General features: G+C 55.8%; 19 protein-coding genes and 1 pseudogene. 10 read left to right on the forward strand and 10 right to left on the reverse strand.

From position 1 onward, the window contains the following. Positions 1-589: pseudogene (locus GKAS_RS12335) on the reverse strand (fumarylacetoacetate hydrolase family protein); the annotation flags it as partial. A gap of 55 nt (positions 590-644) precedes the next feature. Then, on the reverse strand, positions 645-926 hold the full coding sequence (locus tag GKAS_RS12340; RefSeq protein WP_035894581.1) for a YcgL domain-containing protein: 282 nt from the start codon (positions 924-926) through the stop codon (positions 645-647). A gap of 127 nt (positions 927-1,053) precedes the next feature. Between GKAS_RS12340 and minC the strand changes: the two genes are divergently transcribed. The 3 genes from minC to minE are packed head-to-tail and all read left to right on the forward strand — an operon-like array spanning position 1,054 to position 2,870. Further along, complete coding sequence (minC, locus tag GKAS_RS12345) at positions 1,054-1,761, forward strand: septum site-determining protein MinC (protein ID WP_035894582.1); 708 nt, start codon at positions 1,054-1,056, stop codon at positions 1,759-1,761. A gap of 23 nt (positions 1,762-1,784) precedes the next feature. Then, on the forward strand, positions 1,785-2,597 hold the full coding sequence (gene minD / locus GKAS_RS12350; protein ID WP_035894583.1) for a septum site-determining protein MinD: 813 nt from the start codon (positions 1,785-1,787) through the stop codon (positions 2,595-2,597). Between the two features lie 3 nt (positions 2,598-2,600). Then, positions 2,601-2,870 (forward strand): cell division topological specificity factor MinE, encoded by a 270-nt coding sequence (minE, locus tag GKAS_RS12355; RefSeq protein ID WP_035894584.1) that lies wholly within the window; start codon positions 2,601-2,603, stop codon positions 2,868-2,870. Between the two features lie 150 nt (positions 2,871-3,020). Here the strand turns inward: minE and GKAS_RS12360 are convergent, their stop codons facing one another. From GKAS_RS12360 to GKAS_RS12370, 3 genes are all read right to left on the reverse strand, one after another. Beyond that, entirely contained in the window at positions 3,021-4,958 is a 1,938-nt protein-coding gene (locus GKAS_RS12360; protein WP_035894586.1) for a DNA topoisomerase III, read from the reverse strand. 4 nt (positions 4,959-4,962) lie between these two features. Next, complete coding sequence (selD, locus tag GKAS_RS12365; protein ID WP_035894587.1) at positions 4,963-6,006, reverse strand: selenide, water dikinase SelD; 1,044 nt, start codon at positions 6,004-6,006, stop codon at positions 4,963-4,965. A 130-nt stretch (positions 6,007-6,136) separates the two neighbouring features. Continuing rightward, the gene (locus GKAS_RS12370) at positions 6,137-6,688 is read right to left on the reverse strand and encodes an NAD(P)H nitroreductase (protein ID WP_035894588.1); all 552 of its coding nucleotides are present in this window, start codon (positions 6,686-6,688) and stop codon (positions 6,137-6,139) included. A 159-nt stretch (positions 6,689-6,847) separates the two neighbouring features. Here GKAS_RS12370 and sppA point away from each other — a divergent pair, with 159 nt between their 5' ends. The 4 genes from sppA to chiD all read left to right on the forward strand — a co-directional run bounded on the left by sppA (position 6,848) and on the right by chiD (position 11,903). Further along, positions 6,848-8,704, forward strand: coding sequence for a signal peptide peptidase SppA (gene sppA, locus GKAS_RS12375; RefSeq protein WP_035894590.1), 1,857 nt, complete (start codon positions 6,848-6,850; stop codon positions 8,702-8,704). A 56-nt stretch (positions 8,705-8,760) separates the two neighbouring features. Beyond that, positions 8,761-9,777 carry an asparaginase gene (ansA, locus tag GKAS_RS12380; RefSeq protein WP_035894591.1) on the forward strand — a complete coding sequence of 339 codons (1,017 nt, stop codon included), beginning with the start codon at positions 8,761-8,763 and terminating at the stop codon, positions 9,775-9,777. A gap of 10 nt (positions 9,778-9,787) precedes the next feature. Then, positions 9,788-10,432, forward strand: a complete 645-nt coding sequence (gene pncA, locus GKAS_RS12385) for a bifunctional nicotinamidase/pyrazinamidase (RefSeq protein ID WP_035894592.1) — start codon at positions 9,788-9,790, stop codon at positions 10,430-10,432. A gap of 217 nt (positions 10,433-10,649) precedes the next feature. Continuing rightward, positions 10,650-11,903, forward strand: a complete 1,254-nt coding sequence (chiD, locus tag GKAS_RS12390) for a chitinase ChiD (RefSeq protein WP_035894593.1) — start codon at positions 10,650-10,652, stop codon at positions 11,901-11,903. A gap of 110 nt (positions 11,904-12,013) precedes the next feature. Here the strand turns inward: chiD and GKAS_RS12395 are convergent, their stop codons facing one another. From GKAS_RS12395 to ssuD, 3 genes are read right to left on the reverse strand one after another with little or no spacing between them, the layout of a single operon-like run. Continuing rightward, positions 12,014-13,411 carry an LLM class flavin-dependent oxidoreductase gene (locus GKAS_RS12395; protein WP_035894594.1) on the reverse strand — a complete coding sequence of 466 codons (1,398 nt, stop codon included), beginning with the start codon at positions 13,409-13,411 and terminating at the stop codon, positions 12,014-12,016. A 56-nt stretch (positions 13,412-13,467) separates the two neighbouring features. After that, the gene (locus GKAS_RS12400; RefSeq protein ID WP_246870734.1) at positions 13,468-14,853 is read right to left on the reverse strand and encodes an FAD/NAD(P)-binding protein; all 1,386 of its coding nucleotides are present in this window, start codon (positions 14,851-14,853) and stop codon (positions 13,468-13,470) included. A gap of 13 nt (positions 14,854-14,866) precedes the next feature. Next, on the reverse strand, positions 14,867-16,039 hold the full coding sequence (ssuD, locus tag GKAS_RS12405) for an FMNH2-dependent alkanesulfonate monooxygenase (RefSeq protein WP_035894596.1): 1,173 nt from the start codon (positions 16,037-16,039) through the stop codon (positions 14,867-14,869). A 272-nt stretch (positions 16,040-16,311) separates the two neighbouring features. Between ssuD and GKAS_RS12410 the strand changes: the two genes are divergently transcribed. Next, complete coding sequence (locus GKAS_RS12410; protein WP_035894597.1) at positions 16,312-18,240, forward strand: sigma-54-dependent Fis family transcriptional regulator; 1,929 nt, start codon at positions 16,312-16,314, stop codon at positions 18,238-18,240. Here the strand turns inward: GKAS_RS12410 and GKAS_RS12415 are convergent. Beyond that, complete coding sequence (locus GKAS_RS12415; protein ID WP_035894598.1) at positions 18,237-18,515, reverse strand: YeaC family protein; 279 nt, start codon at positions 18,513-18,515, stop codon at positions 18,237-18,239. The two genes, GKAS_RS12410 and GKAS_RS12415, sit on opposite strands and share 4 nt — an antisense overlap. A 43-nt stretch (positions 18,516-18,558) precedes the next feature. Beyond that, positions 18,559-18,972, reverse strand: a complete 414-nt coding sequence (gene msrB / locus GKAS_RS12420) for a peptide-methionine (R)-S-oxide reductase MsrB (RefSeq protein ID WP_035894600.1) — start codon at positions 18,970-18,972, stop codon at positions 18,559-18,561. A 339-nt stretch (positions 18,973-19,311) separates the two neighbouring features. Between msrB and gapA the strand changes: the two genes are divergently transcribed. Beyond that, on the forward strand, positions 19,312-20,307 hold the full coding sequence (gapA, locus tag GKAS_RS12425; protein WP_035894601.1) for a glyceraldehyde-3-phosphate dehydrogenase: 996 nt from the start codon (positions 19,312-19,314) through the stop codon (positions 20,305-20,307). Between the two features lie 83 nt (positions 20,308-20,390). Continuing rightward, positions 20,391-21,275 carry a D-hexose-6-phosphate mutarotase gene (locus GKAS_RS12430; protein WP_035894602.1) on the forward strand — a complete coding sequence of 295 codons (885 nt, stop codon included), beginning with the start codon at positions 20,391-20,393 and terminating at the stop codon, positions 21,273-21,275. Positions 21,276-21,483 lie beyond the last annotated feature (208 nt).

The following is a 21,483-nucleotide window of genomic DNA, read 5'->3' on the forward strand; positions in this document are numbered from 1 at the left end:
AACGCCTTCGGGGTACCGGTCAGCTACGAACATNACCCGGTTTCNGGGTAAAGAAGCGGCTCATATAGGCAATCAGCGGCACGATTTTGTGGATCATATCGGACGTACTACCCTGCTGGCGTACTTCGCCATTGATGGTCAGGCCCAGCGAAATATTCTGCGGGTCGCCCTCAAAGGCGGAAGCAGGAATAAAGCCGGAGATTGGACAGGAGTTATCAAAGCCTTTGGCTTTTTCCCACGGCTGACCGGCCTTCTTCATTTTCCCCTGCAGATCGCGCAGAGTGAGATCCAGCGCCACGCCGTAGCCGGCAATCGCCTGCAGTACGTGTTCTTCGGTTGCCTGGCGCAGCGTGCCGCCAATCAATACCGCCAGTTCGACTTCATGATGCACAGAGCCAAGACCCTGCGGCAGAATCAACGGCTGGCGCAGGTCGCACAGCGCCGTTTCTGGCTTAATAAAAAGAACGGGTTCTTCCGGCGTTGCGCTGCCCATTTCCTGGATATGCTTAGCATAATTACTGCCAACACAGACAACTTTGCTTACCGGGTAATCCAGCAGAGCACCCTGCCAGTTATGATGCTGATACATGCTTTTCCCTTACTCGTTGTTCATCGTGGACGCATTTTGGCCGGAAGCGGAGCGGTTACTCGCCCTTATTTTTCGACTCAGCCAAATGCTGCTTTAACAGATTTTCAGGCGGTGGCGGGATCTGTAAATAATAGCCCTGCTCTTTAAGCGCCTGTTTTACTTTTTCCAGGTCGGCATTGACTGTCTTCTTACGTCCGTCAAGCGGCAACAACATGGCTAACTGAGGCTGACCGAAGCCCTGCATCAGTTCTGGCGGCACGCGAGAGAAATCGTCTTTTTTTTCGACATACAAATAGGTTTGATCACGTTTAGAACTACGATAAATCACACAAAACATACTTTATACTCGGAATTAGGACTGTGGTTACTTGCTTGAATATATTAGTGACTATAACATGACTGATAGTCTTCGGAATATCGTCGCGCAACGTGCGGCGATAAATAGCAAATTGAGTAAGGCCAGGATGTCAAACACGCCAATCGAACTTAAAGGCAGTAGCTTCACCCTATCTGTGGTTCATTTGCATGATGCAAAGCCCGAGGTTATTCGTCAGGCGTTGGAAGACAAAGTCGCCCAGGCTCCGGCCTTTTTCCGTCATGCCCCTGTAGTGGTCAATGTCGGTAACCTTGAAGAATTCACCCAGTGGCGTGCTATTCAGCAGGCCATTATGTCCGTGGGCTTGCGGATTGTGGGCGTGAGCGGTTGTAAAAACCCTCAATTTAAAGCGGCTATCGACCAGTCAGGTCTTCCTTTACTGACTGAAGGCAAAGAAAAAGTTGTCCGCGCGGCCCCCGTAGAGCAGCCCAAACCGGTAGAACCCGAACCAATTGTTAGTCCGATCACAAAAACGCGAATGATTGATACGCCAGTACGTTCCGGTCAGCGCATTTATGCACCAAACTGTGATCTGATTGTGACAAGCCACGTCAGCGCGGGCGCTGAGTTGATTGCCGACGGGAATATTCACGTTTACGGCATGATGCGTGGACGCGTTCTGGCCGGTGCCGGCGGAGACCGGGAAGCACAGGTATTTTGTACCCACCTGGCGGCGGAGCTGGTCTCCATTGCCGGGGAATATTGGCTGAGCGATCAGATCCCAGCCGAATTTTATGGCAAAGCGGCGCGTCTACGTTTGGACAACAGCGCTTTGACTATTCAACCGTTAAATTAATCCCTTTTTAACAAGGAATTTCTATGGCACGCATTATTGTTGTGACTTCAGGTAAAGGGGGCGTGGGTAAGACCACCTCCAGCGCGGCCATCGCGACTGGTTTGGCGCAGAAGGGAAAGAAAACGGTCGTTATCGATTTTGATATCGGTCTGCGTAACCTTGACCTGATCATGGGCTGCGAACGTCGTGTAGTTTATGATTTCGTGAACGTTATCCAGGGCGATGCCACGCTGAATCAGGCATTAATCAAAGATAAGCGCACCGAAAATCTTTATATCCTCCCTGCTTCTCAGACCCGTGATAAAGATGCGCTGACCCGCGAAGGCGTCGAGAAAGTGCTCGATGAGCTGAAGAAGATGGAGTTCGACTTCGTGGTCTGCGACTCCCCTGCCGGTATCGAAACCGGTGCGCTAATGGCGCTCTATTTCGCTGATGAAGCGATCATCACCACTAACCCAGAAGTCTCGTCCGTTCGTGACTCCGACCGTATTCTGGGCATTCTGGCGTCGAAATCTCGCCGCGCAGAAAACGGTGAAGAGCCAATTAAAGAACACCTGCTGTTAACGCGCTACAACCCAGGCCGCGTTAACAAAGGCGATATGCTGAGCATGGAAGATGTGCTGGAGATCCTGCGCATCAAACTGGTCGGTGTTATTCCGGAAGATCAATCCGTACTTCGCGCTTCTAACCAAGGCGAACCGGTTATTCTGGATACCGTGTCTGACGCAGGTAAAGCCTACGCCGACACCGTCGATCGTCTGTTGGGAGAAGAACGTCCTTTCCGCTTCATTGAAGAAGAGAAGAAAGGTTTCCTCAAACGCCTGTTCGGAGGATAAATCATGGCATTACTCGACTTTTTTCTCTCACGGAAAAAGAATACCGCCAACATTGCTAAAGAACGCCTGCAAATCATCGTCGCGGAACGCCGCCGCAGTGATGCAGAACCGCACTATCTGCCGCAGTTAAGGAAGGATATTCTGGAAGTGATTTGCAGGTACGTGCAGATTGACCCAGAAATGGTCACGGTGCAGTTAGAGCAAAAAGACGGGGATATTTCGATTCTGGAACTCAACGTCACGCTACCGGAAGCAGAAGAGTCAAAATCCTGACTTTCGGTGGTGTAAAAAAGGCGCTAGTGATAGCGCTTTTTTTGTGTCTGCCGTTTGGTGCTTTCCGGCTGATGTTATCTCGCTGGTCGCCCGGACGAGGCGCTTTAGCGTCGACGCCGGGGTTTCCCCGGCGTCGCTACGCTCGGCCGGCTACGCGTCCTGTTCTGGGCTCGCCGCTGGCTTCTTGCTCTTCCCTTTGCCTTTGCTGAACGACTTCTTCGCGCCCCCCGGCGCAACCAGCCCACGGAACTGTCTTACCGGCGTACTGCGCGCCTGATCGATAAGCTGGAATAATGTCCCCACCAGCGGCTGCATAAAGTCCTGATAGCGGCACTGCTTCTCGCTGATTTGGGTCAGCGTCGACTCCCAGTGTGCCGTCATGTCTGGACGAGTGGCCATCTCCGGCAGCGAGTGGAACAGGGCTTTCCCGGCGTCAGTCGAGTGAATGTAGCGCCCTTTTTTGGTCAGGAAACCACGCTTAAACAGCAGTTCAATAATCCCCGCGCGCGTCGCTTCCGTCCCTAATCCATCGGTCGCGCGCAGGATTTTTTTCAGATCTTTATCCTGCACGAAACGGGCAATCCCGGTCATCGCCGACAGCAGCGTTGCGTCGGTAAAATGGCGCGGCGGCTGAGTTTGTCGCTCCACCACTTCGCCGTTTTCGCACAGCAGTTCATCCGCTTTAGCAACCACCGGCAGCGGCGTACCGTCGTTCTCTTCATCGCGCTCTTTCGCCCCGAGCAGCGTCCGCCAACCGGCCTCCGCCAGGAAACGCGCCTTCGCCACGAACTTACCGTTAGCAATATCAAGATCTATCTGACATTTGCGGTATACCGCATCCGGACAGAACTGCATCAGATACTGACGGGCGACGAGGTTATAAACCTTCGCCTCGTTCTCACTAAGATTGACCTTGCTGGCGCGCGCCGTGGGAATGATGGCGTGGTGAGCATCGACCTTTTTGTCGTCCCAGCAGCGATTGCGAGTATCGGTGTTCACCACCGGCTGCGGCAGCAGGTCCGGCGCGTGTACGCCAATGGCGTTAATCACCGCGTGTCGCCCAGCAAAATGTTCTTCCGGCAGATAGCGGCTATCGGAACGCGGATAGGTGATAAGTTTATGGGTTTCGTACAGCTTCTGGCAGATATCCAACACGTTCTGCGCGCTCAGGCCAAAGCGTTTGGCCGCTTCAATCTGCAATGCCGACAGTGAAAACGGCAGCGGAGCCGGTTCGGAGTCGCGCTTATCGTTGTAGGCCGTGACCAGCGCAGGCTGGCCGCTAATGCGCTTCACCACGTGCTCAGCCAGCGCGCGGTTCAGCAGACGGCCCTCTTCATCCTGATGCGGCTCGCAGGCCTCGCTTGGCTGCCAGGTAGCCGTAAAGCGCTCCTCTTTCGGCGTGACGATATGCGCTTTGACTTCAAAGAAATCCTTCGAGACAAAGTGCTCAATCTCTTCATCGCGGCGCACCACCAGCCCCAATACCGGAGTCTGTACGCGGCCCACGGAGAGCACGCCCTGATAACCCGCATTACGCCCAAGAATGGTGTAAGCCCGGGTCATATTGATGCCGTACAGCCAGTCGGCGCGAGCGCGGGCCAGCGCCGACACGCACAGCGGGATAAACTCGCTGTTCGCGCGCAGGCGTGAAATCGCCCGCTCTACCGCCTGTGGGTTAAGGTCGTTGATTAAGCAGCGCTGCACCTGGTGACGCTTTTCCGCCGACAGCTGCAAATAATCCAGCACCTCATCCACCAGCAACTGACCCTCTCTATCGGGGTCACCCGCGTGGATGACTTCACTGGCTTCATGCAGAAAGCGCTTAATCACGTTGAGCTGTTTTGTCACCGATGGCCGGGGCTGAAGCTGCCATTTTTCCGGCACAATCGGTAAATCCTGCAGATTCCAGCGCGCATAGCGGCTGTCATAAACATCCGGCTGAGCCTGTTCCAGAAGGTGGCCGATACACCAGGTCACAACCTGGCCGTTGCCACACTCGATAAAGCCGTCGCCCTTTCGATGGGGCTTCGGCAATACGTCAGCGATGGCGCGGGCCAGACTCGGTTTTTCCGCTATGAACAGCCGCATGGGTTCAGCGCAGCTCGATCATCGGACGGCCACCGCGTGCGGTCACCAGTTCGCCGATGGCGGTCAGTTTGATACCAAATTCCGCGGCAGCCGCATGCACCGCGGCTTCTGCATCCGGCGTGACCGCCAGCAGCAGCCCGCCGGAGGTTTGCGGGTCGCAGAGCAGCGCGCGTTGGGAATCGGTCATGGTGCCCATCAGGTGGCCGTAGCTGGCAAAGTTACGTTCGGTACCGCCCGGCACGGCGCCAAGCTCGATGTATTCTTCAACGCCCGGCAGCTTAGGCACCGCGTCGAAATCAATCTGTGCCTGTACGCCTGCGCCCTGGCACATTTCGCTCAGGTGGCCGAGCAGACCAAAACCGGTCACGTCGGTCATCGCTTTGACGCCTTCGATGTTAGCAAACGCAGAGCCGACCAGGTTCATCTGGCACATCACTTCCGTCGCCAGCCCTTGGTGCTCTGGCTTCAGCAGCGATTTTTTCTCGGCGGTGGTCAGCACGCCAATCCCCAGCGGTTTGGTCAGGAACAGCTTGCAGCCCGCCTGTGCGGTACTGTTTTTCTTAACGCGTTCGGTCGGGACGATCCCGGTGACCGCCAGGCCAAAAATAGGTTCTGGTGCGTCAATAGAGTGCCCCCCCGCCAGCGCAATACCAGCCTGTTTGCAGGCAAAACGCCCCCCTTCGGTCACTTCACGGGCAATTTCCGGTGCCAGTTTGTTAATCGGCCAACCGAGGATGGCAATCGCCATAATCGGCTTACCGCCCATGGCAAAGATATCGCTGATGGCGTTGGTCGCCGCAATGCGGCCAAAGTCGAACGGGTTATCGACGATAGGCATAAAGAAATCGGTGGTGCTGATGACCGAGGTACCGTTACCCAGGTCATAAACGGCGGCATCGTCGCGAGTTTCATTACCGACAAGCAGGTTCGGGTCGATAAACTTCGTCTGCTCGCTGTGCAGGATGGTTTCCAGCACCTTCGGTGAAATTTTACAACCGCAACCCGCTCCGTGGCTGTACTGCGTTAAACGAATGGCCTGCTCGCTCATGGACAACTCCTGTCATTGCTCTGGCATTTGCATAGGGGGTGTATGTTAACGCCAGAACAGAGCCGTGATAAGTACGACTGTCTGAATTCGAGGGCAGTTGCCTATAATCCAGACAATCGTCGCGGTTTTTCTAGAGATAACGGACGAACGGTGCCGTATCCGGGAAGGTAATGGTGGTGGAGGCTTTGAGCTGCGGCGTGCCCAGATAGAGGAAGCCGACGATTTTGTCCTGCGCACCGCACTGGAACCCTTCACGCACGACGGGGCTTTCCGTCAGCGCGCCGCTGCGCCAGATACCGTTGAAGCCCTGAGCGACGGCCGCCATCTGCATCGCCATTACCGCGCAGCCTGCGGACATCTCTTGCTCCCATTGAGGGATCTTCGGGTGATCCTGGCATTTCGCAATCACGGTGATAATCATCGGCGCGCGGAATGGCGCATTACGCGCCTTCTCAACGGCCTTCTCATCGCTTTGCGCAGCCACCGCGCCCTGCTCCAGCAGTTGGCTGAAACGCTCGCGGCCTTCGCCTTCAATAATCACAAACTGCCACGGCTGCAGCGTGCCGTGATCCGGCGCGCGCATACCGGCACGGAGGATATTTTCCAGTGCTTCCCCGGTGGGTGCTGGCTCTGCCAGACGGGATGCGCTGCGACGATTAACGAGTAATTCAAGTGCGTCCATTGAGTAACCCTCTCATGTTATTTTTCATAAAATTAACATGCGCGAGGATTTTGTTACAGCGCCACAGGCGATTCCTGCTGACAAGCGGCGACGGTCTATTTAGGATAGCCACACGTTCCACCGTTTCGGTGGACCTTTTATTTCTTTCAGGGAGAATACATGCGAACCCTATGGCGCTTTATTGCCGGATTCTTTAAATGGACGTGGCGGCTGCTCAACTTCGTACGTGAGCTGGTGCTGAACCTGTTCTTTATTCTGCTGGTGCTGGTTGGCGTCGGCATCTGGATGCAGGTGAGTAGCAGTAGCACAAGCGAGAGCAGCAGCCGTGGTGCACTGCTGATGGATATCAGCGGCGTGGTGGTGGATAAACCTTCTGCCAGCAGCAAGCTCAGCGTGATTGGCCGCCAGATTTTCGGCGCCAGCTCTGACCGCCTGCAGGAAAACTCGCTGTTCGATATCGTGCAGACTATTCGCCAGGCTAAAGATGACCGCAATATCACCGGCATCGTGCTGGATCTGAAAAACTTTGCCGGTGGCGATCAGCCGTCGATGCAATATATCGGTAAGGCGCTGCGCGAGTTCCGCGATGCCGGTAAGCCGGTGTATGCCGTCGGCGATAGCTACAGCCAGGGGCAATACTACCTCGCGAGCTTCGCCAACAAGATTTGGCTGTCGCCGCAGGGCGTGGTTGACCTTCATGGCTTCGCGACCAACGGTCTGTACTACAAATCGCTGCTGGATAAGCTGAAGGTTTCGACCCACGTGTTCCGCGTCGGCACCTATAAATCCGCCGTTGAGCCGTTTATCCGTGACGATATGTCTCCTGCCGCCCGTGATGCGGACAGCCGCTGGATTGGCGAGCTGTGGCAGAACTACCTGAACACCATTGCCGCTAACCGACAGATTACCGCGCAGCAGGTCTTCCCTGGCGCACAGGGTCTGCTCGACGGTCTGCGTAAAGTCGACGGCGACACGGCAAAATATGCGCTCGATAACAAGCTGGTCGATGCGCTGGGCTCAAGCGCGGAAATCGAAAAAGCGATGACCAAAGCGTTTGGCTGGAGCAAAGCCGATAATAACTATCGCGCGGTCAGCATGTATGACTACGCGGTGAAAACCCCGGCGGATACCGGTGCCAGCATCGCGGTCATCTTCGCGAACGGCGCTATCATGGACGGTGAAGAAACCCCGGGTAATGTCGGCGGCGACACCACGGCATCACAGATTCGCGATGCGCGTCTGGACCCGAAAGTAAAAGCCATCGTCCTGCGCGTGAATAGCCCAGGTGGTAGCGTCAGCGCCTCTGAAGTGATCCGTGCAGAGCTGGCCGCTGCTAAAGCCGCTGGTAAACCGGTTGTGGTTTCAATGGGCGGTATGGCGGCATCCGGTGGTTACTGGATCTCTACGCCGGCAAACTACATCGTTGCCAGCCCAACCACGCTGACCGGGTCGATTGGTATCTTCGGGGTCATCAACACCGTTGAAAACACGCTGGATTCTATCGGCGTACACACCGACGGCGTAGCGACCTCACCGTTGGCGGATATGGCGGTGACGAAAGCTCTGCCGCCGGAAGTGCAGCAGATGATGCAGCTCAGCATCGAGAGCGGCTACAAGCGCTTTATCACGCTGGTGGCGCAAGCGCGTAACAGCACGCCGGAGGCCATTGATAAGATTGCACAGGGCCACGTCTGGACCGGTGAAGATGCGAAAGCTAACGGTCTGGTAGACAGCCTGGGTGACTTCGACGATGCGGTGGCGAAAGCCGCTGAGCTCGCGAAAGTGAAAACCTGGCATATTGACTACTACCAGAGCGAGCCAACCTTCTTCGATAGGATTATGGACAGCGTGTCCGGTTCAGTGCGCGCCGCGCTGCCGCAGGCCATTCAGGCTTACCTGCCAGCACCGCTTGCCTCTGCTGCAAATGCAGTGAAAGCCGAGAGCGACAAACTGGCGGTGTTTAACGATCCGCAAAATCGCTATGCATTTTGCCTGACCTGCGCCAATATTCACTAATCGCAATCCCCTCCGCACGGAGGGGATTTTCTTTCGATTAATCATTAGACGACCCCATGCAAAAAAAATCCATTTACGTCGCCTACACCGGCGGGACCATCGGGATGCAGCGCTCCGATCACGGCTACATTCCGGTTTCCGGTCACCTGCAGCGCCAGCTTGCGCTGATGCCAGAGTTCCACCGTCCCGAAATGCCGGACTTTACCATCCACGAATACGACCCGCTGATGGACTCTTCCGACATGACGCCGGAAGACTGGCAGCACATTGCCGACGACATTAAAGCGCACTACGACGAGTATGATGGCTTTGTTATCCTGCACGGTACCGACACCATGGCGTTCACCGCCTCGGCGCTGTCGTTTATGCTGGAGAACCTCGGCAAGCCGGTTATCGTTACCGGCTCGCAGATCCCCTTAGCTGAGCTGCGTTCCGATGGGCAAATTAACCTGCTGAACTCGCTGTACGTCGCCGCGAACTTCCCGATTAATGAAGTGACATTGTTCTTCAATAATCGCCTCTATCGCGGCAACCGCACCACCAAAGCGCACGCCGACGGTTTTGATGCCTTCGCCTCCCCCAATCTACAGCCGCTGCTGGAAGCAGGGATCCATATCCGTAAACTCGGGACGCCGCCCGCGCCGCATGGCGAAGGCGAACTGATCGTGCACCCGATTACGCCGCAACCGATCGGCGTGGTGACGATTTACCCTGGTATCTCTGCCGATGTGGTGCGTAACTTCCTGCTTCAGCCGGTAAAAGCGCTTATCCTGCGTTCTTACGGCGTCGGCAACGCGCCGCAAAACGGCGTTTTTGTGAATGAGCTGGCCGAAGCCAGCAAACGCGGCATCGTGGTGGTCAATCTTACCCAGTGCATGTCCGGTAAGGTCAACATGGGCGGTTACGCCACCGGTAACGCGCTGGCGCAGGCGGGCGTGATTAGCGGCTCAGACATGACGGTGGAAGCCACGCTAACCAAATTACACTATCTGTTAAGCCAGGGGCTGGATGCCGACGCCATTCGCCGCGCCATGCAGCAAAACCTGCGCGGTGAACTGACCCCGGACGAATAAGGAGAGCGAGATGACGCAACGCGCACTGTTATTGGTGGATTTACAGAACGATTTCTGTGCCGGTGGGGCGCTTGCCGTCGCGGACGGTGACAGCACTATCGACGTCGCAAACTTGCTGATTCGCGCCGCTAAAATTCGCGGCGATGCCGTTGTAGCAAGCCAGGACTGGCACCCGGCTAACCACGGCAGTTTTGCCAGCCAGCACAATGTAGATGCCTACAGTCAGGGCGAGCTCGACGGCCTTGCGCAAACCTTCTGGCCGGATCACTGCGTACAGCACAGCGACGGTGCGGCGCTGCATCCTCTGCTCGCCGCCCAGGATATTAACGCCGTGTTCCATAAAGGCGAAAGCGTCAATATCGACAGCTATAGCGCCTTTTTCGACAACGGTCATCGCCAGAAAACGGGTCTGGACGCATGGCTGCGCGAGCGCGGTATCGACGAGCTTGTGGTGTTAGGGCTTGCGACCGATTACTGCGTGAAGTTCACCGTGCTGGATGCATTACAGCTTGGCTATGCGGTTAACGTTATCACCGACGGCTGCCGCGGAGTGAATATTCAGCCGCAGGACAGCGCCAACGCGTTTATGGAGATGACCGTCGAAGGGGCCACGCTGTATACGCTGGATGACTGGCTGGAAATTCAAGGTTATTAACACGTAGGCCGGATAAGCGAAGCGCCATCCGGCAGGCATCAGGCACATTGCCGGATGGCGCTTCGCTTATCCGGCCTACAATTTCAAATTCTCCTTTTCCCCCTCGTGAACCATCTCGCAGATTTAACCCAGCGGCAGTGATATGTTCGAACGGTTGTTTTTTCGCCACGCCATTTCCGTGGCGTGTTTGCTTTTTTAATGTCAAAGAGGACCGTTTATGAAACTTTTGCCTTTGCTGGCAGCATTACCCCTGCTCTGCGCCTCGGTTGTTTCCGCGAATTCCTTGATGTCCGTCGGCTACTTTAACGGTGGCGGTGACGTGACGGCCGGGCCTGGCGGCGATATCAATAAGCTCGATGTGCGCCAGATAACCCACCTGAACTATTCGTTTGGCCTTATCTACAACGACGAGAAAGACGAAACCAACGACGCGTTAAAAGACCCAACCAAACTGCACCAAATCTGGCTCTCCCCGAAAGTCCAGGCTGACTTAGAAAAAATCCCCGTGCTGCGTAAGCAAAACCCTGACCTGAAAGTCCTGCTCTCCGTCGGCGGCTGGGGGGCTCGCGGTTTCTCCGGCGCGGCAGCGACGCCGGAATCCCGCGCGGTGTTTGTCCGCTCGGTGCAGGACGTGGTGGCGAAATATGGTTTAGACGGTATCGACCTTGACTGGGAATACCCGGTCAACGGCGCGTGGGGGCTGGTGGCAAGCCAACCGGCGGACCGCGATAACTTCACCACCCTGCTTAAAGATCTGCGTACGGCATTTGGCCATAAAAAGCTGGTGACTATCGCCGTCGGCGCGAATGCGGAAAGCCCGAAAAGCTGGGTCGACGTGAAAGCCATTGCGCCGCTGCTCGATTACATCAACCTGATGACCTACGACATGGCGTACGGCACTCAGTACTTCAACTCTAACCTGTACGATTCAACCCAATGGCCTACGGTCGCCGCGGCGGATAAATACAGCGCCGACTTTGTGGTCAATAACTATCTCGCCGCCGGGCTGAAACCAAGCCAGATGAACCTGGGTATTGGTTTCTATGGCCGGGTGCCAAAACGTACCGTTGAGCCGGGCATCGACTGGAGCAAACCAGATGCGCAGAAAAACCCGGTGACCCAGCCTTACTTTGGGCCGCACGAGGTGGATCTGTTTAAATCGCTCGGTGTCGATTTGAGCAAAGATACCTACGTGAAATACAACGACATTGTCAGCAAGCTGCTGAACGACCCGCAGAAGCGCTTTACCGAACATTGGGACGACCAGGCGAAGGTGCCGTGGCTGTCGGTGCAGTCAACGGATGGGAAACCGCTGTTTGCGCTCTCCTATGAAAACCCGCGTTCGGTGAGCATCAAGGCCGAGTACATCAAGAGCAAGGGGCTGGCAGGCGCGATGTTCTGGGAGTACGGCGCGGATGACAACAACCAGTTGGCGAAGCAGCTGGCTGAGTCGCTCGGGATCAAACACTAAGCGCTAGCCCGGACGAGGCGTTTCGCCGACTCCGGGATGGCTCGGTGCCAGATGATACACCGAGCCACTCCCGGCGGCGCTTCGCTTGGTTGGGCTACGAGTTTCAGGTATCACACCGGCGTTAAAATCCCGCTTTGTTCATGAATACGATAGCTTGCCCCCGGATGTGGAGTCTGCAACCGGGGGCTGGCGCCGAACAGCTTCTCGCGAAGCGTTCCCTGACTGTACTCTTGTTTGTAAACCCCACGTTTTTGCAGTTCAGGAATCAGCAATTCGACGACATCGGTGAACGTTTCATGCGTGACCGCGTAGGCCAGATTAAAACCGTCCACATCCGTCTCTTCCACCCACGATTGCAGCTCATCCGCGACCGTTTGTGCGCTACCCACCATCAATGGGCCAAAGCCGCCAATGCCAACCCAATCCGCCATCGCTTTTACCGACCACTGTCGCTCCGGGTCAGCGGTTGAGAAGGTATCCACTACCGATTGAATGGCGTTGGTTTCCGCATAGGTGAAGACTTCATCTGGTTGATACTGACCAAAATCGATCCCCGTCCAGCCAGAAATCAGCGCCAGCGCCCCTTCGTAGCTGGTCCAGTTTTTATACTCCTGCCACTTCGCCTGTGCGGCTTTGTCGGTTTCACCAACGATAACCGTCTGCATGTTGAAGATCAGAATGCTGCGCGGGTCGCGTCCCGCTTCTTCGGCGCGGCGGCGAATATCCGCAACCGTCTTTTTCAGCGCGCTTTTTGACGGCGATGCGACAAACACGCACTCTGCGTGGCTTGCGGCAAACTGCTTACCACGGCTGGATGCCCCCGCCTGGTAGAGCACCGGCGTACGCTGCGGTGACGGTTCACACAGATGATATCCCGGCACATCAAAAAACTTGCCGTGGTGGTTAATGGCGTGAATTTTACTCGGGTCACTGAAAATTCTGCGTTCACGGTCGCGCAGAATCGCCCCCTCTTCCCAACTGCCCTCCAGCAGTTTGTAGATAACCTCCAGGTACTCATCGGCGTAGTCGTAGCGCGCATCATGCGCCGTCTGCGCCTGCTGGCCGATATTGCGCGCCCCGCTTTCCAGATAGGAGGTAACAATGTTCCAGCCCACGCGCCCTTTGGTCAGGTGGTCCAGGGTCGACAGGCGACGGGCAAAGGGATAAGGATGTTCAAACGACAGCGACGCGGTAAGACCAAAGCCCAGATGCTCCGTCACCAGTGCCATTGGCGTGACCAGCGCCAGCGGATCGTTAACCGGTACCTGAGCGGCCTGACGAATGGCCGCCTCACCATTACCGTTGTACACGTCATAGACGCCCAGCACATCGGCAATAAACAGGCCGTCGAACTTGCCACGCTCAAGCAAGCGCGCCAGATCGACCCAATAATCCAGATCTTTATACTGCCAGGACCGATCGCGCGGATGGGCCCACAGCCCCGGCGATTGGTGGCCGACGCAGTTCATGTCGAAGGCGTTGAGACGAATTTCACGTTGTGATGACATAGCGTTCTCCCATGACGACCGGCAAAGGCCCGACGCCAAAAATTAGATTGGTGTGTTTACGATAAAACGCGTTGGCGGCAGCCCAGTTTTTCCAGCACTGCATGCGCAACCTGCTGAGCGTGATCGGCGACCTGCGGCAATCCCATCAGCTCGCCAAAACGTCCGCGTGCGGCGGGACCCGCCACCCAAATCGGTAATGTGCTGCCTACAGGCTGCGACTGCGCGTTAACGTCTATGCCCATTCCCAGCGCATCGGCGCGGATAATGCCGGCCTGCTGGAGCGCGCTTAAAAATGGCTGACCGCTAATCAGATTGCTGTGCGCGGGGCCGGTAGTGAGGACCAGATAGTCCACTGTTTCTGTCTGTAGTTCGCCACCGCGCGCGCATAGCGCAAGACGTAGCGTGTCGCCATGAAGAGTGGTGGTCTTCAGCCGTGCGGCCAGCACGCGCAATGCGCCCGCGCGCTGGCGTGATTCAATCGCTTGCGACACCTGCGGAGCAATGCGATAGCGATGCACGTCCCAGAAACGCCGCAGATGGCGCTGGAACTGGCGCTTTTCCTTGTCACTCATCTGCTGCCAGATGACCTGTCCCTGGCTGCGTACCGCATCCAGCACCACCTGCCACGGCAACCCGGCCTCGGCGGCGCGGCGAATCTCCTGGCGGACTTGCTTCAGACGCTGGCGCAACGACCCTGTCAGAGCCTTTATCGCCCATTTCGGCAAATTGATTGGCGCATTAGGGCGTGACAGCAGTCCGTGGCGAGAGAACGCGATAATGTTCCCCTGATGCCCCAGGCGGTGGAGCGAGGCCACCACGTCACCCATACTCAGCGCCGTCCCCATAATCGCAACCTTTGCCGTAGAGGGGATGGTCGCTAACGCGCCGGACTGCCACGGGTTCGCTATCACCCGTGAGTGCAGTGCCAGTTCACCTACCGCGTCCGGTAGCGATGGCGGCGGATGGCTAATGGCCAGCACCAGGCTATCGGCCTGAAGCCGTTCACCTTTTTCTGTCACCACCTGACCGCTGTGCCAATCAACCGCCCGGTCCTGAAGATGCCTCACCCACCCGCGCTGCGCGCTGACTTCGCTCGCCAACGCGGCCTGAAGATAGCGACCAAATGCCCCGCGCTGTGGGTAGATGCTGCCATCGGCTAGCACCGCCTGTGGGTCCTGCGGGAAATCACCATGACGCCGATACCAGCGGTCAAACGCACCATCGTCGTCTCCCGCAAGCTGCATGCGCGCGGCGGGAACGTTAATCCGGTGCGCCGGGTCGGTGGCCGAATAGGCGACGCCCAGCCCCAACGCGTTGCGCGGTTCAATAATGCTGATGTGTAACGGTCGCGCCGCCTCGCGTAGCAGATGGATGGCGACTGCCGTACCGCTAAATCCGCCCCCGACGATCACCACGTGGGGTTCGCTCATCCGTGGTTGCATGACACCACCTCCTTCAGCTCGCGCTGACCTGTTTGACGGGGCGCGCCGCGCCGCCGATGGTTTCACCGAATGGCCCCGTGTTTAGCTGCCCTTTCGCCGAACGTGGCTGAGTGCTAGTCGGCAGTAGCGGCATCACCAGTTCGGCAAAACGGTGTGCCTCTTCCAGATGCGGGTAGCCTGAGAAGATAAAGTGAGTTATCCCCAGCGCCTGGTACTCGCGGATGCGCTCGGCCACCTGCTGCGGGTTGCCCACCAGCGCGGTACCGGCACCTCCGCGTACCAGCCCGACGCCCGCCCAGAGGTTCGGCGCAATACGCAGGTTGTCGCGATTGCCGTTATGCAACGCGCTCATCCGCGCCTGCCCGGTTGAATCCATGCGAGAAAAAATCTGCTGTGCCTGAGCGATAGTGTCGTCATCAAGATGGGCAATAAGTTTATCGGCGGCGGCCCAGGCCTCGTCTTCCGTTTCGCGCACAATCACATGCAGACGAATACCATATTCCAGCGTGCGCCCTTTCTCTTCCGCCCGTGCTTTAACCACCGCCAGTTTCTCCGCCACCTGCGCTGGCGGCTCGCCCCAGGTCAGATAGGCATCGATATGATCGGCGGCAACATCAATGGCCTGCTCCGACGATCCGCCAAAATAGAGCGGAGGCCCGTTGCGTTGTACCGTTGGGAACAGCACTTCTGCGCCTTCCACCTGAATATGCTGGCCGCGATAGTCCACTTTTTCGCCCGCCAGCAGCCGACGATAGACCTCAAGAAACTCATGGGTGACTTCATAGCGTTCGCTATGGCTTAAGAAAATGCCGTCACCTTTGTTTTCAACCGGGTCGCCGCCGGTCACCACGTTTATCAGCAGGCGGCCTTCAGATAGCCGGTCCAGGGTAGCGGCCATCCGCGCCGCCAGCGTCGGCGGCTGCAAGCCTGGACGTACCGCCACCAGATAGCGCAAATTTCGCGTTATCGGTGCCAGCGCGGCCGCAACAAGCCAGGAGTCTTCGCAGCTTTTTCCGGTGGGGATCAACACCCCGTAGTAGCCGAGGCTGTCTGCCGCCAGCGCCACCTGTTGCAGGTAAGGCAGGTCTACCGGACGCCCTCCTTCGGTGGTCCCCAGGTAGCGCCCATCACCATGGGTGGGTAAAAACCAGAAGATATTGATGTTCTCTGCGGCTTGTACGGTCATTATCCATTTCCTTTATAACTATATTTGGTATTTATAGAAGTGGTTATTTAAGTCAGTTATAAAGGAGTTAGCGAAATGCATGCCAGTTTTCAAAAACAAAAATTACATTAAATATCAATATATTATAGATAATGCTTTTGCCCTCGTGTTGTTGCAAATGCAACAGCGGAGAAGCAAAAACTGCTGCAATGGCAACAGACCACGCCTTCCCCCTCTGGAAAATTCACCGCGCAAAAGATACCGTCCAGACAGGAATTAGCCGGAGACTCACGATGCTCAATGCAGAACTCACTTCATCAGGCCCGATACTGGTCGACCCCGCTTCACAGGCCTTTCAGAAGGTGCTGAACCGGCTTGCCCCGACGGACGCCACGGTGCTGATTATTGGCGAAACCGGCACCGGTAAAGAGGTGGTGGCGCGTTATCTTCATCACCATAGCCCGCGCGCCAACGCGCCGTTTCTGGCGGTGAACTGCGGCGCGCTGACCGAATCGCTGGCGGAGTCCGAACTGTTTGGGCATGAGAAAGGCGCATTTAGCGGCGCGACGCACCGTCATGAAGGCTGGTTTGAAGCTGCGGAAGGCGGCACCTTGCTGCTTGATGAAATTGGGGAACTGAGCCTGTCGCTACAGGTCAAGCTGCTGCGCGTGCTCCAGGAACGTGAAATTACGCGCGTCGGGTCGCACAGGCCGATTCGCATCAATGTGCGGGTGATTGCCGCGACGCATGTCGATCTTAAACGCGCCATTCAGGAACGTCGTTTTCGGGAGGATCTTTTTTATCGCCTGAATATCGCCGCCGTCAATCTCCCGCCGCTGCGCCAGCGTAAACAGGACATTCCGGTGCTGGCCGCGCATTTCATCCAGCGCTACGCCCACCGGCTTGGGCGAGCAGAGCAGCAGATTGCCCCCGAAACGCTGGAACTAATGCTGACATATCCGTGGCCTGGTAATATCCGCGAGCTTGAAAATACGCTGCACAATGCGGTCTTGCTGAACCCCGATGCACTGCTACTGCCGGAGCATCTGCGGCTCACGTCAGCCACATCATCACCGCTCCCCGCGCAGGATGAAAGCGACGAGCTGACCACCTTTATGCGCCGTCAGCTACAGACGCACAGTGGCGCACTGTATGACCGCATGCTGCGCGCCATGATCCAGACGGCAATGAGCCAAAGTGATAACAACCAGAGCCAGGCCGCCTCGCTGCTCGGCATGAGCCGCCATGCGCTGCGCACCCAGTTGGCACATCTGGGGGTCATTAAGCAACGGCGTAAACCGGGCGAACAGCTGCCTGCGCCGCCGCGCGAACGCGAGCTGCGTATTGGCTACCAGCGCTTTGGTAATCTCGGGGTGCTGAAAGCGCGTCAGCTTCTGGAGCAGTCCTTCGCCGATTCAGGGGTAAACGTACTGTGGAGCGAATATCCCGCTGGCCCACAGTTGCTGCAAGCGCTGAGTAACGATGAAATCGATTTTGGCACTACCGGCGAAGCGCCGCCCATCTTTGCCCAGGCGAAGAACAACGCGTTGCTTTACGTGGCCTGGGAGCCACCGGCACCGCGTAGCGTAGCAATGGTGGTGCCGCATGACAGCGACATCCGCTCAATTGAACAACTCAAAGGCAAACGTATTGCGCTGAATAAAGGGTCAAACGTGCACTGGCTGCTGGTACAGATTCTGGAAGAAGCAGGGCTGGGGCTGGGAGACGTCAAGATTGTGTATGCCCCGCCTAAGTATCCTTTAACGGCCAGCGACTATCTCGCGGCAGATGCATGGATGATGTGGGACCCGGTACTCAGCGCGGCGGAACGCAGCAGCACCCTGCGGGTGCTGGCCACCGGGGAAGGCCGGGTGAATAACCATCAGTTCTATATTACCCGCCGCCAGTATGCCCAGCATAACGAAGAGATTATCAGCGGCATCGTCGCGGCGCTGGTGAAAACCGGAAAGTTTATCGACAGGCACCGCCATGAGGCAGCGCAGCTACTGGCAAGCGAACTGGGGCTGGATACCGGAGCGCTGGTCTGTGCGCTGGCGCGGCGCAGTCATCAAACGCGTGAAATGGATATGCAGGCGATACGCGCGCAGCAAACGATCGCCGACCGTTTCTACGCGCTGGGCCTGTTGAACAGGCCCGTGGCGGTCAGAGAGGCGCTGTGGTACGCCAACACGCAGTGGGTTGAGCCGTGGGCCGCCGCTTAGTGTTGTTTAAACGTCGCAATCGGCTTCGGTGTGATACCGAAGTCTTCTTTTAGCTGCTGCTTGCTCTTCATCACCATCTGCCCTTGCGTGTCGATAGTCATGTGCTGCGCATCATCGTTGTAGCGAGACTGCCACAGCATCACCAGCTGCAGACAGTTTTCTTTCTGTTCAGCCGTCAGCGCCACGCCGTCAGGCCATTTTCCTAGCTCCACCGCGGTGACCAAACGCTGGTAAATTTCCGGCGTCATATTGTCGATCATTTGCTCAATACTCATCTTCAGCGCCCTCTCCTCAGGAATAATTTGCTGAATCGTTTCTTCAACCCTTGGTCGCGTCACCGTTCTCATCATCCGTGAAGCTTAACGACGCGGAGTTGACGCAAAAACGCTCGCCGGTAGGCTGCGGGCCGTCAGGGAACACGTGCCCAAGGTGCGCATCGCAATTACCACAACGGATTTCAGTGCGTTGCATGCCGTGGGAGTAATCATTGAGGTAACGGATGGCCGTGTCACTCACCGGCTCATAAAAACTGGGCCAGCCGCATCCAGAGTCATACTTACTTTGGGAGTGGAAAAGCGGCGCATCGCACACCAGACAATGATAAATCCCATCGCGCTTATTGTGCAGTAAACGCCCGGTAAACGGCGGTTCTGTGCCATGTTTCTGAGTAACGTAGAACTGCATTTCACTCAGGGTATTTTTCAGTTCTTCTGGGGTGTTTTTTTTCACCATTTTGCTCACATCTCATTATGAAAAATACATATGCCAGACGATTCTAACAAAACATTAACAATGAAGTGTGAACTTTTGTTCTAAACTTAATCGGCGTGAAAAGGCACCCGGGGAATTGTGACTTAAATCACATTTTTATCTTCTGCGCCCTTTAAAATCCCCGGCGCCGCCCTCATGTGGTTTCAAGCTCATAGGAAGAGTGAGACACGTCAGTCGACTAAAGCTTAGGCAGAGGATTGATTTGTCGCAATGATTGACACGATTCCGCTTGACGCTGCGTAAGGTTTTTGTAATTTTACAGGCAACCTTTTATTCACTAACAAATAGCTGGTGGAATATATGACTATCAAAGTAGGTATCAACGGTTTTGGCCGTATCGGTCGCATTGTTTTCCGTGCTGCTCAGGAACGTTCTGACATCGAGATCGTTGCAATCAACGATCTGTTAGACGCAGACTACATGGCTTACATGCTGAAATATGACTCCACTCACGGCCGTTTCAACGGTACCGTTGAAGTGAAAGACGGTCATCTGATCGTTAACGGTAAAAAAATCCGTGTTACCGCTGAACGTGATCCGGCTAACCTGAAGTGGAACGAAGCAGGCGTTGACGTTGTTGCTGAAGCAACTGGTCTGTTCCTGACTGACGAAACCGCACGTAAGCACATTGCTGCTGGCGCGAAAAAAGTGGTTCTGACTGGTCCTTCTAAAGACAACACCCCTATGTTTGTTAAAGGCGCTAACTTTGACAAATACGAAGGTCAGGACATCGTTTCTAACGCATCTTGCACCACTAACTGCCTGGCACCGCTGGCTAAAGTTATCAACGACAACTTCGGCATCATCGAAGGTCTGATGACTACTGTTCACGCGACCACCGCTACTCAGAAAACCGTTGATGGCCCGTCTCACAAAGACTGGCGCGGCGGCCGCGGCGCAGCTCAGAACATCATCCCATCCTCTACCGGTGCTGCTAAAGCAGTAGGTAAAGTACTGCCAGAACTGAATGGCAAACTGACTGGTATGGCGTTCCGCGTTCCAACCCCTAACGTATCCGTAGTTGACCTGACCGTTCGTCTGGAAAAAGCTGCTTCTTATGAAGAAATTAAGAAAGCAATCAAAGCTGCTTCCGAAGGCGCAATGAAAGGCGTTCTGGGTTACACCGAAGACGACGTTGTATCTACTGATTTCAACGGTGAAGTTTGCACTTCCGTATTCGATGCTAAAGCTGGTATCGCACTGAACGACAACTTCGTTAAACTGGTTTCCTGGTACGACAACGAAACTGGTTACTCTAACAAAGTTCTGGACCTGATTGCTCACATCTCCAAATAAGTTGAGATGAGTATCTGATCCAAAAAGGCGACTTCGGTCGCCTTTTTTTATGACCAAAATATTTACACACCAAGGATTGCATCATGATTAACAAAATTTTCGCTCTCCCGGTCATTGAACAGCTTACCCCTGTCCTCTCTCGTCGCCAGCTTGATGAGCTGGAGCTTATCGTTGTCGATCATCCGAAAGTCAAAGCGTCCGTCGCTTTCCAGGGCGCACACCTGCTCTCCTGGAAACCAGCGGGTGAAGAAGAAGTGCTGTGGCTGAGCGATAACACACCGTTTAAAAACGGCGTCGCCCTGCGTGGTGGCGTACCCATCTGCTGGCCATGGTTTGGCCCAGCGGCACAGCAGGGTTTCCCGGCACACGGTTTTGCGCGCAACCTACCGTGGGAGCTGAAGGCTCACAATGAAGATGACAACGGTGTCGTGCTGACCTTTGAACTGAAGAGTAGCGATGCCACTCGCCAGTACTGGCCACATGAATTCTCCCTGCTCGCGCGCTTCAAACTGGGTAAAACCTGCGAGATGGAGCTGGAAGCACACGGTGAGTTCGAGACTACGACCGCGCTGCACACCTACTTCAACGTCGGTGACATTCACGCCGTCAAAGTTAGCGGCCTCGGCGACCGTTACATCGATAAAGTGAATAACGCTGAAATTGGCGAGCTGAGCGACGGCGTACAGACCTTCCCGGACCGTACCGACCGTGTCTATCTGAACCCGGAAGCGTGCAGCGTTATCAGCGATGCGTCTCTGAACCGCACTATCGACGTGATTCATCATCACCACGTCAACGTTGTGGGCTGGAACCCAGGCCCGGCGCTGTCGGTCAGCATGGCCGATATGCCAGATGATGGTTACAAAACCTTCGTCTGTGTTGAAACTGCCTGCGCCAGCGCAACGCAGAAAGCCAGTGAAGAGAAACCTGCCCGTCTGAGCCAGACCATCCGCGTCGTTAAACGCTAATTCCCTCCCCTATCTCTCGCCGGGCGATAACACATTGCCCGGCGCTTTTCCTCTACCGCGCATCAACAGACTTATTTAATCCAAAAAAGTTACCGGTAACATCGCTTAGATCAAGCAGCCTGAAACATCCTGAAATAGGATTATTATTAGGTGATATTCTTATTTCACAACAAGAATATGCCAGTAATTTTCAAATAGTCACAATATT

Origin of the sequence: Kluyvera ascorbata ATCC 33433, assembly GCF_000735365.1 — a bacterium.
GTDB classification, from domain to species: domain Bacteria; phylum Pseudomonadota; class Gammaproteobacteria; order Enterobacterales; family Enterobacteriaceae; genus Kluyvera; species Kluyvera ascorbata.

Excerpts from the sequence above, each read along its gene's own strand:
- GKAS_RS12340 (WP_035894581.1), bottom strand. The coding sequence starts at position 926 with ATGTTTTGTGTGATTTATCGTAGTTCTAAACGTGATCAAACCTATTTG.
- minC (WP_035894582.1), top strand. The coding sequence starts at position 1,054 with ATGTCAAACACGCCAATCGAACTTAAAGGCAGTAGCTTCACCCTATCT.
- minD (WP_035894583.1), top strand. The coding sequence starts at position 1,785 with ATGGCACGCATTATTGTTGTGACTTCAGGTAAAGGGGGCGTGGGTAAG.
- minE (WP_035894584.1), top strand. The coding sequence starts at position 2,601 with ATGGCATTACTCGACTTTTTTCTCTCACGGAAAAAGAATACCGCCAAC.
- GKAS_RS12360 (WP_035894586.1), bottom strand. The coding sequence starts at position 4,958 with ATGCGGCTGTTCATAGCGGAAAAACCGAGTCTGGCCCGCGCCATCGCT.
- selD (WP_035894587.1), bottom strand. The coding sequence starts at position 6,006 with ATGAGCGAGCAGGCCATTCGTTTAACGCAGTACAGCCACGGAGCGGGT.
- GKAS_RS12370 (WP_035894588.1), bottom strand. The coding sequence starts at position 6,688 with ATGGACGCACTTGAATTACTCGTTAATCGTCGCAGCGCATCCCGTCTG.
- sppA (WP_035894590.1), top strand. The coding sequence starts at position 6,848 with ATGCGAACCCTATGGCGCTTTATTGCCGGATTCTTTAAATGGACGTGG.
- ansA (WP_035894591.1), top strand. The coding sequence starts at position 8,761 with ATGCAAAAAAAATCCATTTACGTCGCCTACACCGGCGGGACCATCGGG.
- pncA (WP_035894592.1), top strand. The coding sequence starts at position 9,788 with ATGACGCAACGCGCACTGTTATTGGTGGATTTACAGAACGATTTCTGT.
- chiD (WP_035894593.1), top strand. The coding sequence starts at position 10,650 with ATGAAACTTTTGCCTTTGCTGGCAGCATTACCCCTGCTCTGCGCCTCG.
- GKAS_RS12395 (WP_035894594.1), bottom strand. The coding sequence starts at position 13,411 with ATGTCATCACAACGTGAAATTCGTCTCAACGCCTTCGACATGAACTGC.
- GKAS_RS12400 (WP_246870734.1), bottom strand. The coding sequence starts at position 14,853 with ATGCAACCACGGATGAGCGAACCCCACGTGGTGATCGTCGGGGGCGGA.
- ssuD (WP_035894596.1), bottom strand. The coding sequence starts at position 16,039 with ATGACCGTACAAGCCGCAGAGAACATCAATATCTTCTGGTTTTTACCC.
- GKAS_RS12410 (WP_035894597.1), top strand. The coding sequence starts at position 16,312 with ATGCTCAATGCAGAACTCACTTCATCAGGCCCGATACTGGTCGACCCC.
- GKAS_RS12415 (WP_035894598.1), bottom strand. The coding sequence starts at position 18,515 with ATGAGTATTGAGCAAATGATCGACAATATGACGCCGGAAATTTACCAG.
- msrB (WP_035894600.1), bottom strand. The coding sequence starts at position 18,972 with ATGGTGAAAAAAAACACCCCAGAAGAACTGAAAAATACCCTGAGTGAA.
- gapA (WP_035894601.1), top strand. The coding sequence starts at position 19,312 with ATGACTATCAAAGTAGGTATCAACGGTTTTGGCCGTATCGGTCGCATT.
- GKAS_RS12430 (WP_035894602.1), top strand. The coding sequence starts at position 20,391 with ATGATTAACAAAATTTTCGCTCTCCCGGTCATTGAACAGCTTACCCCT.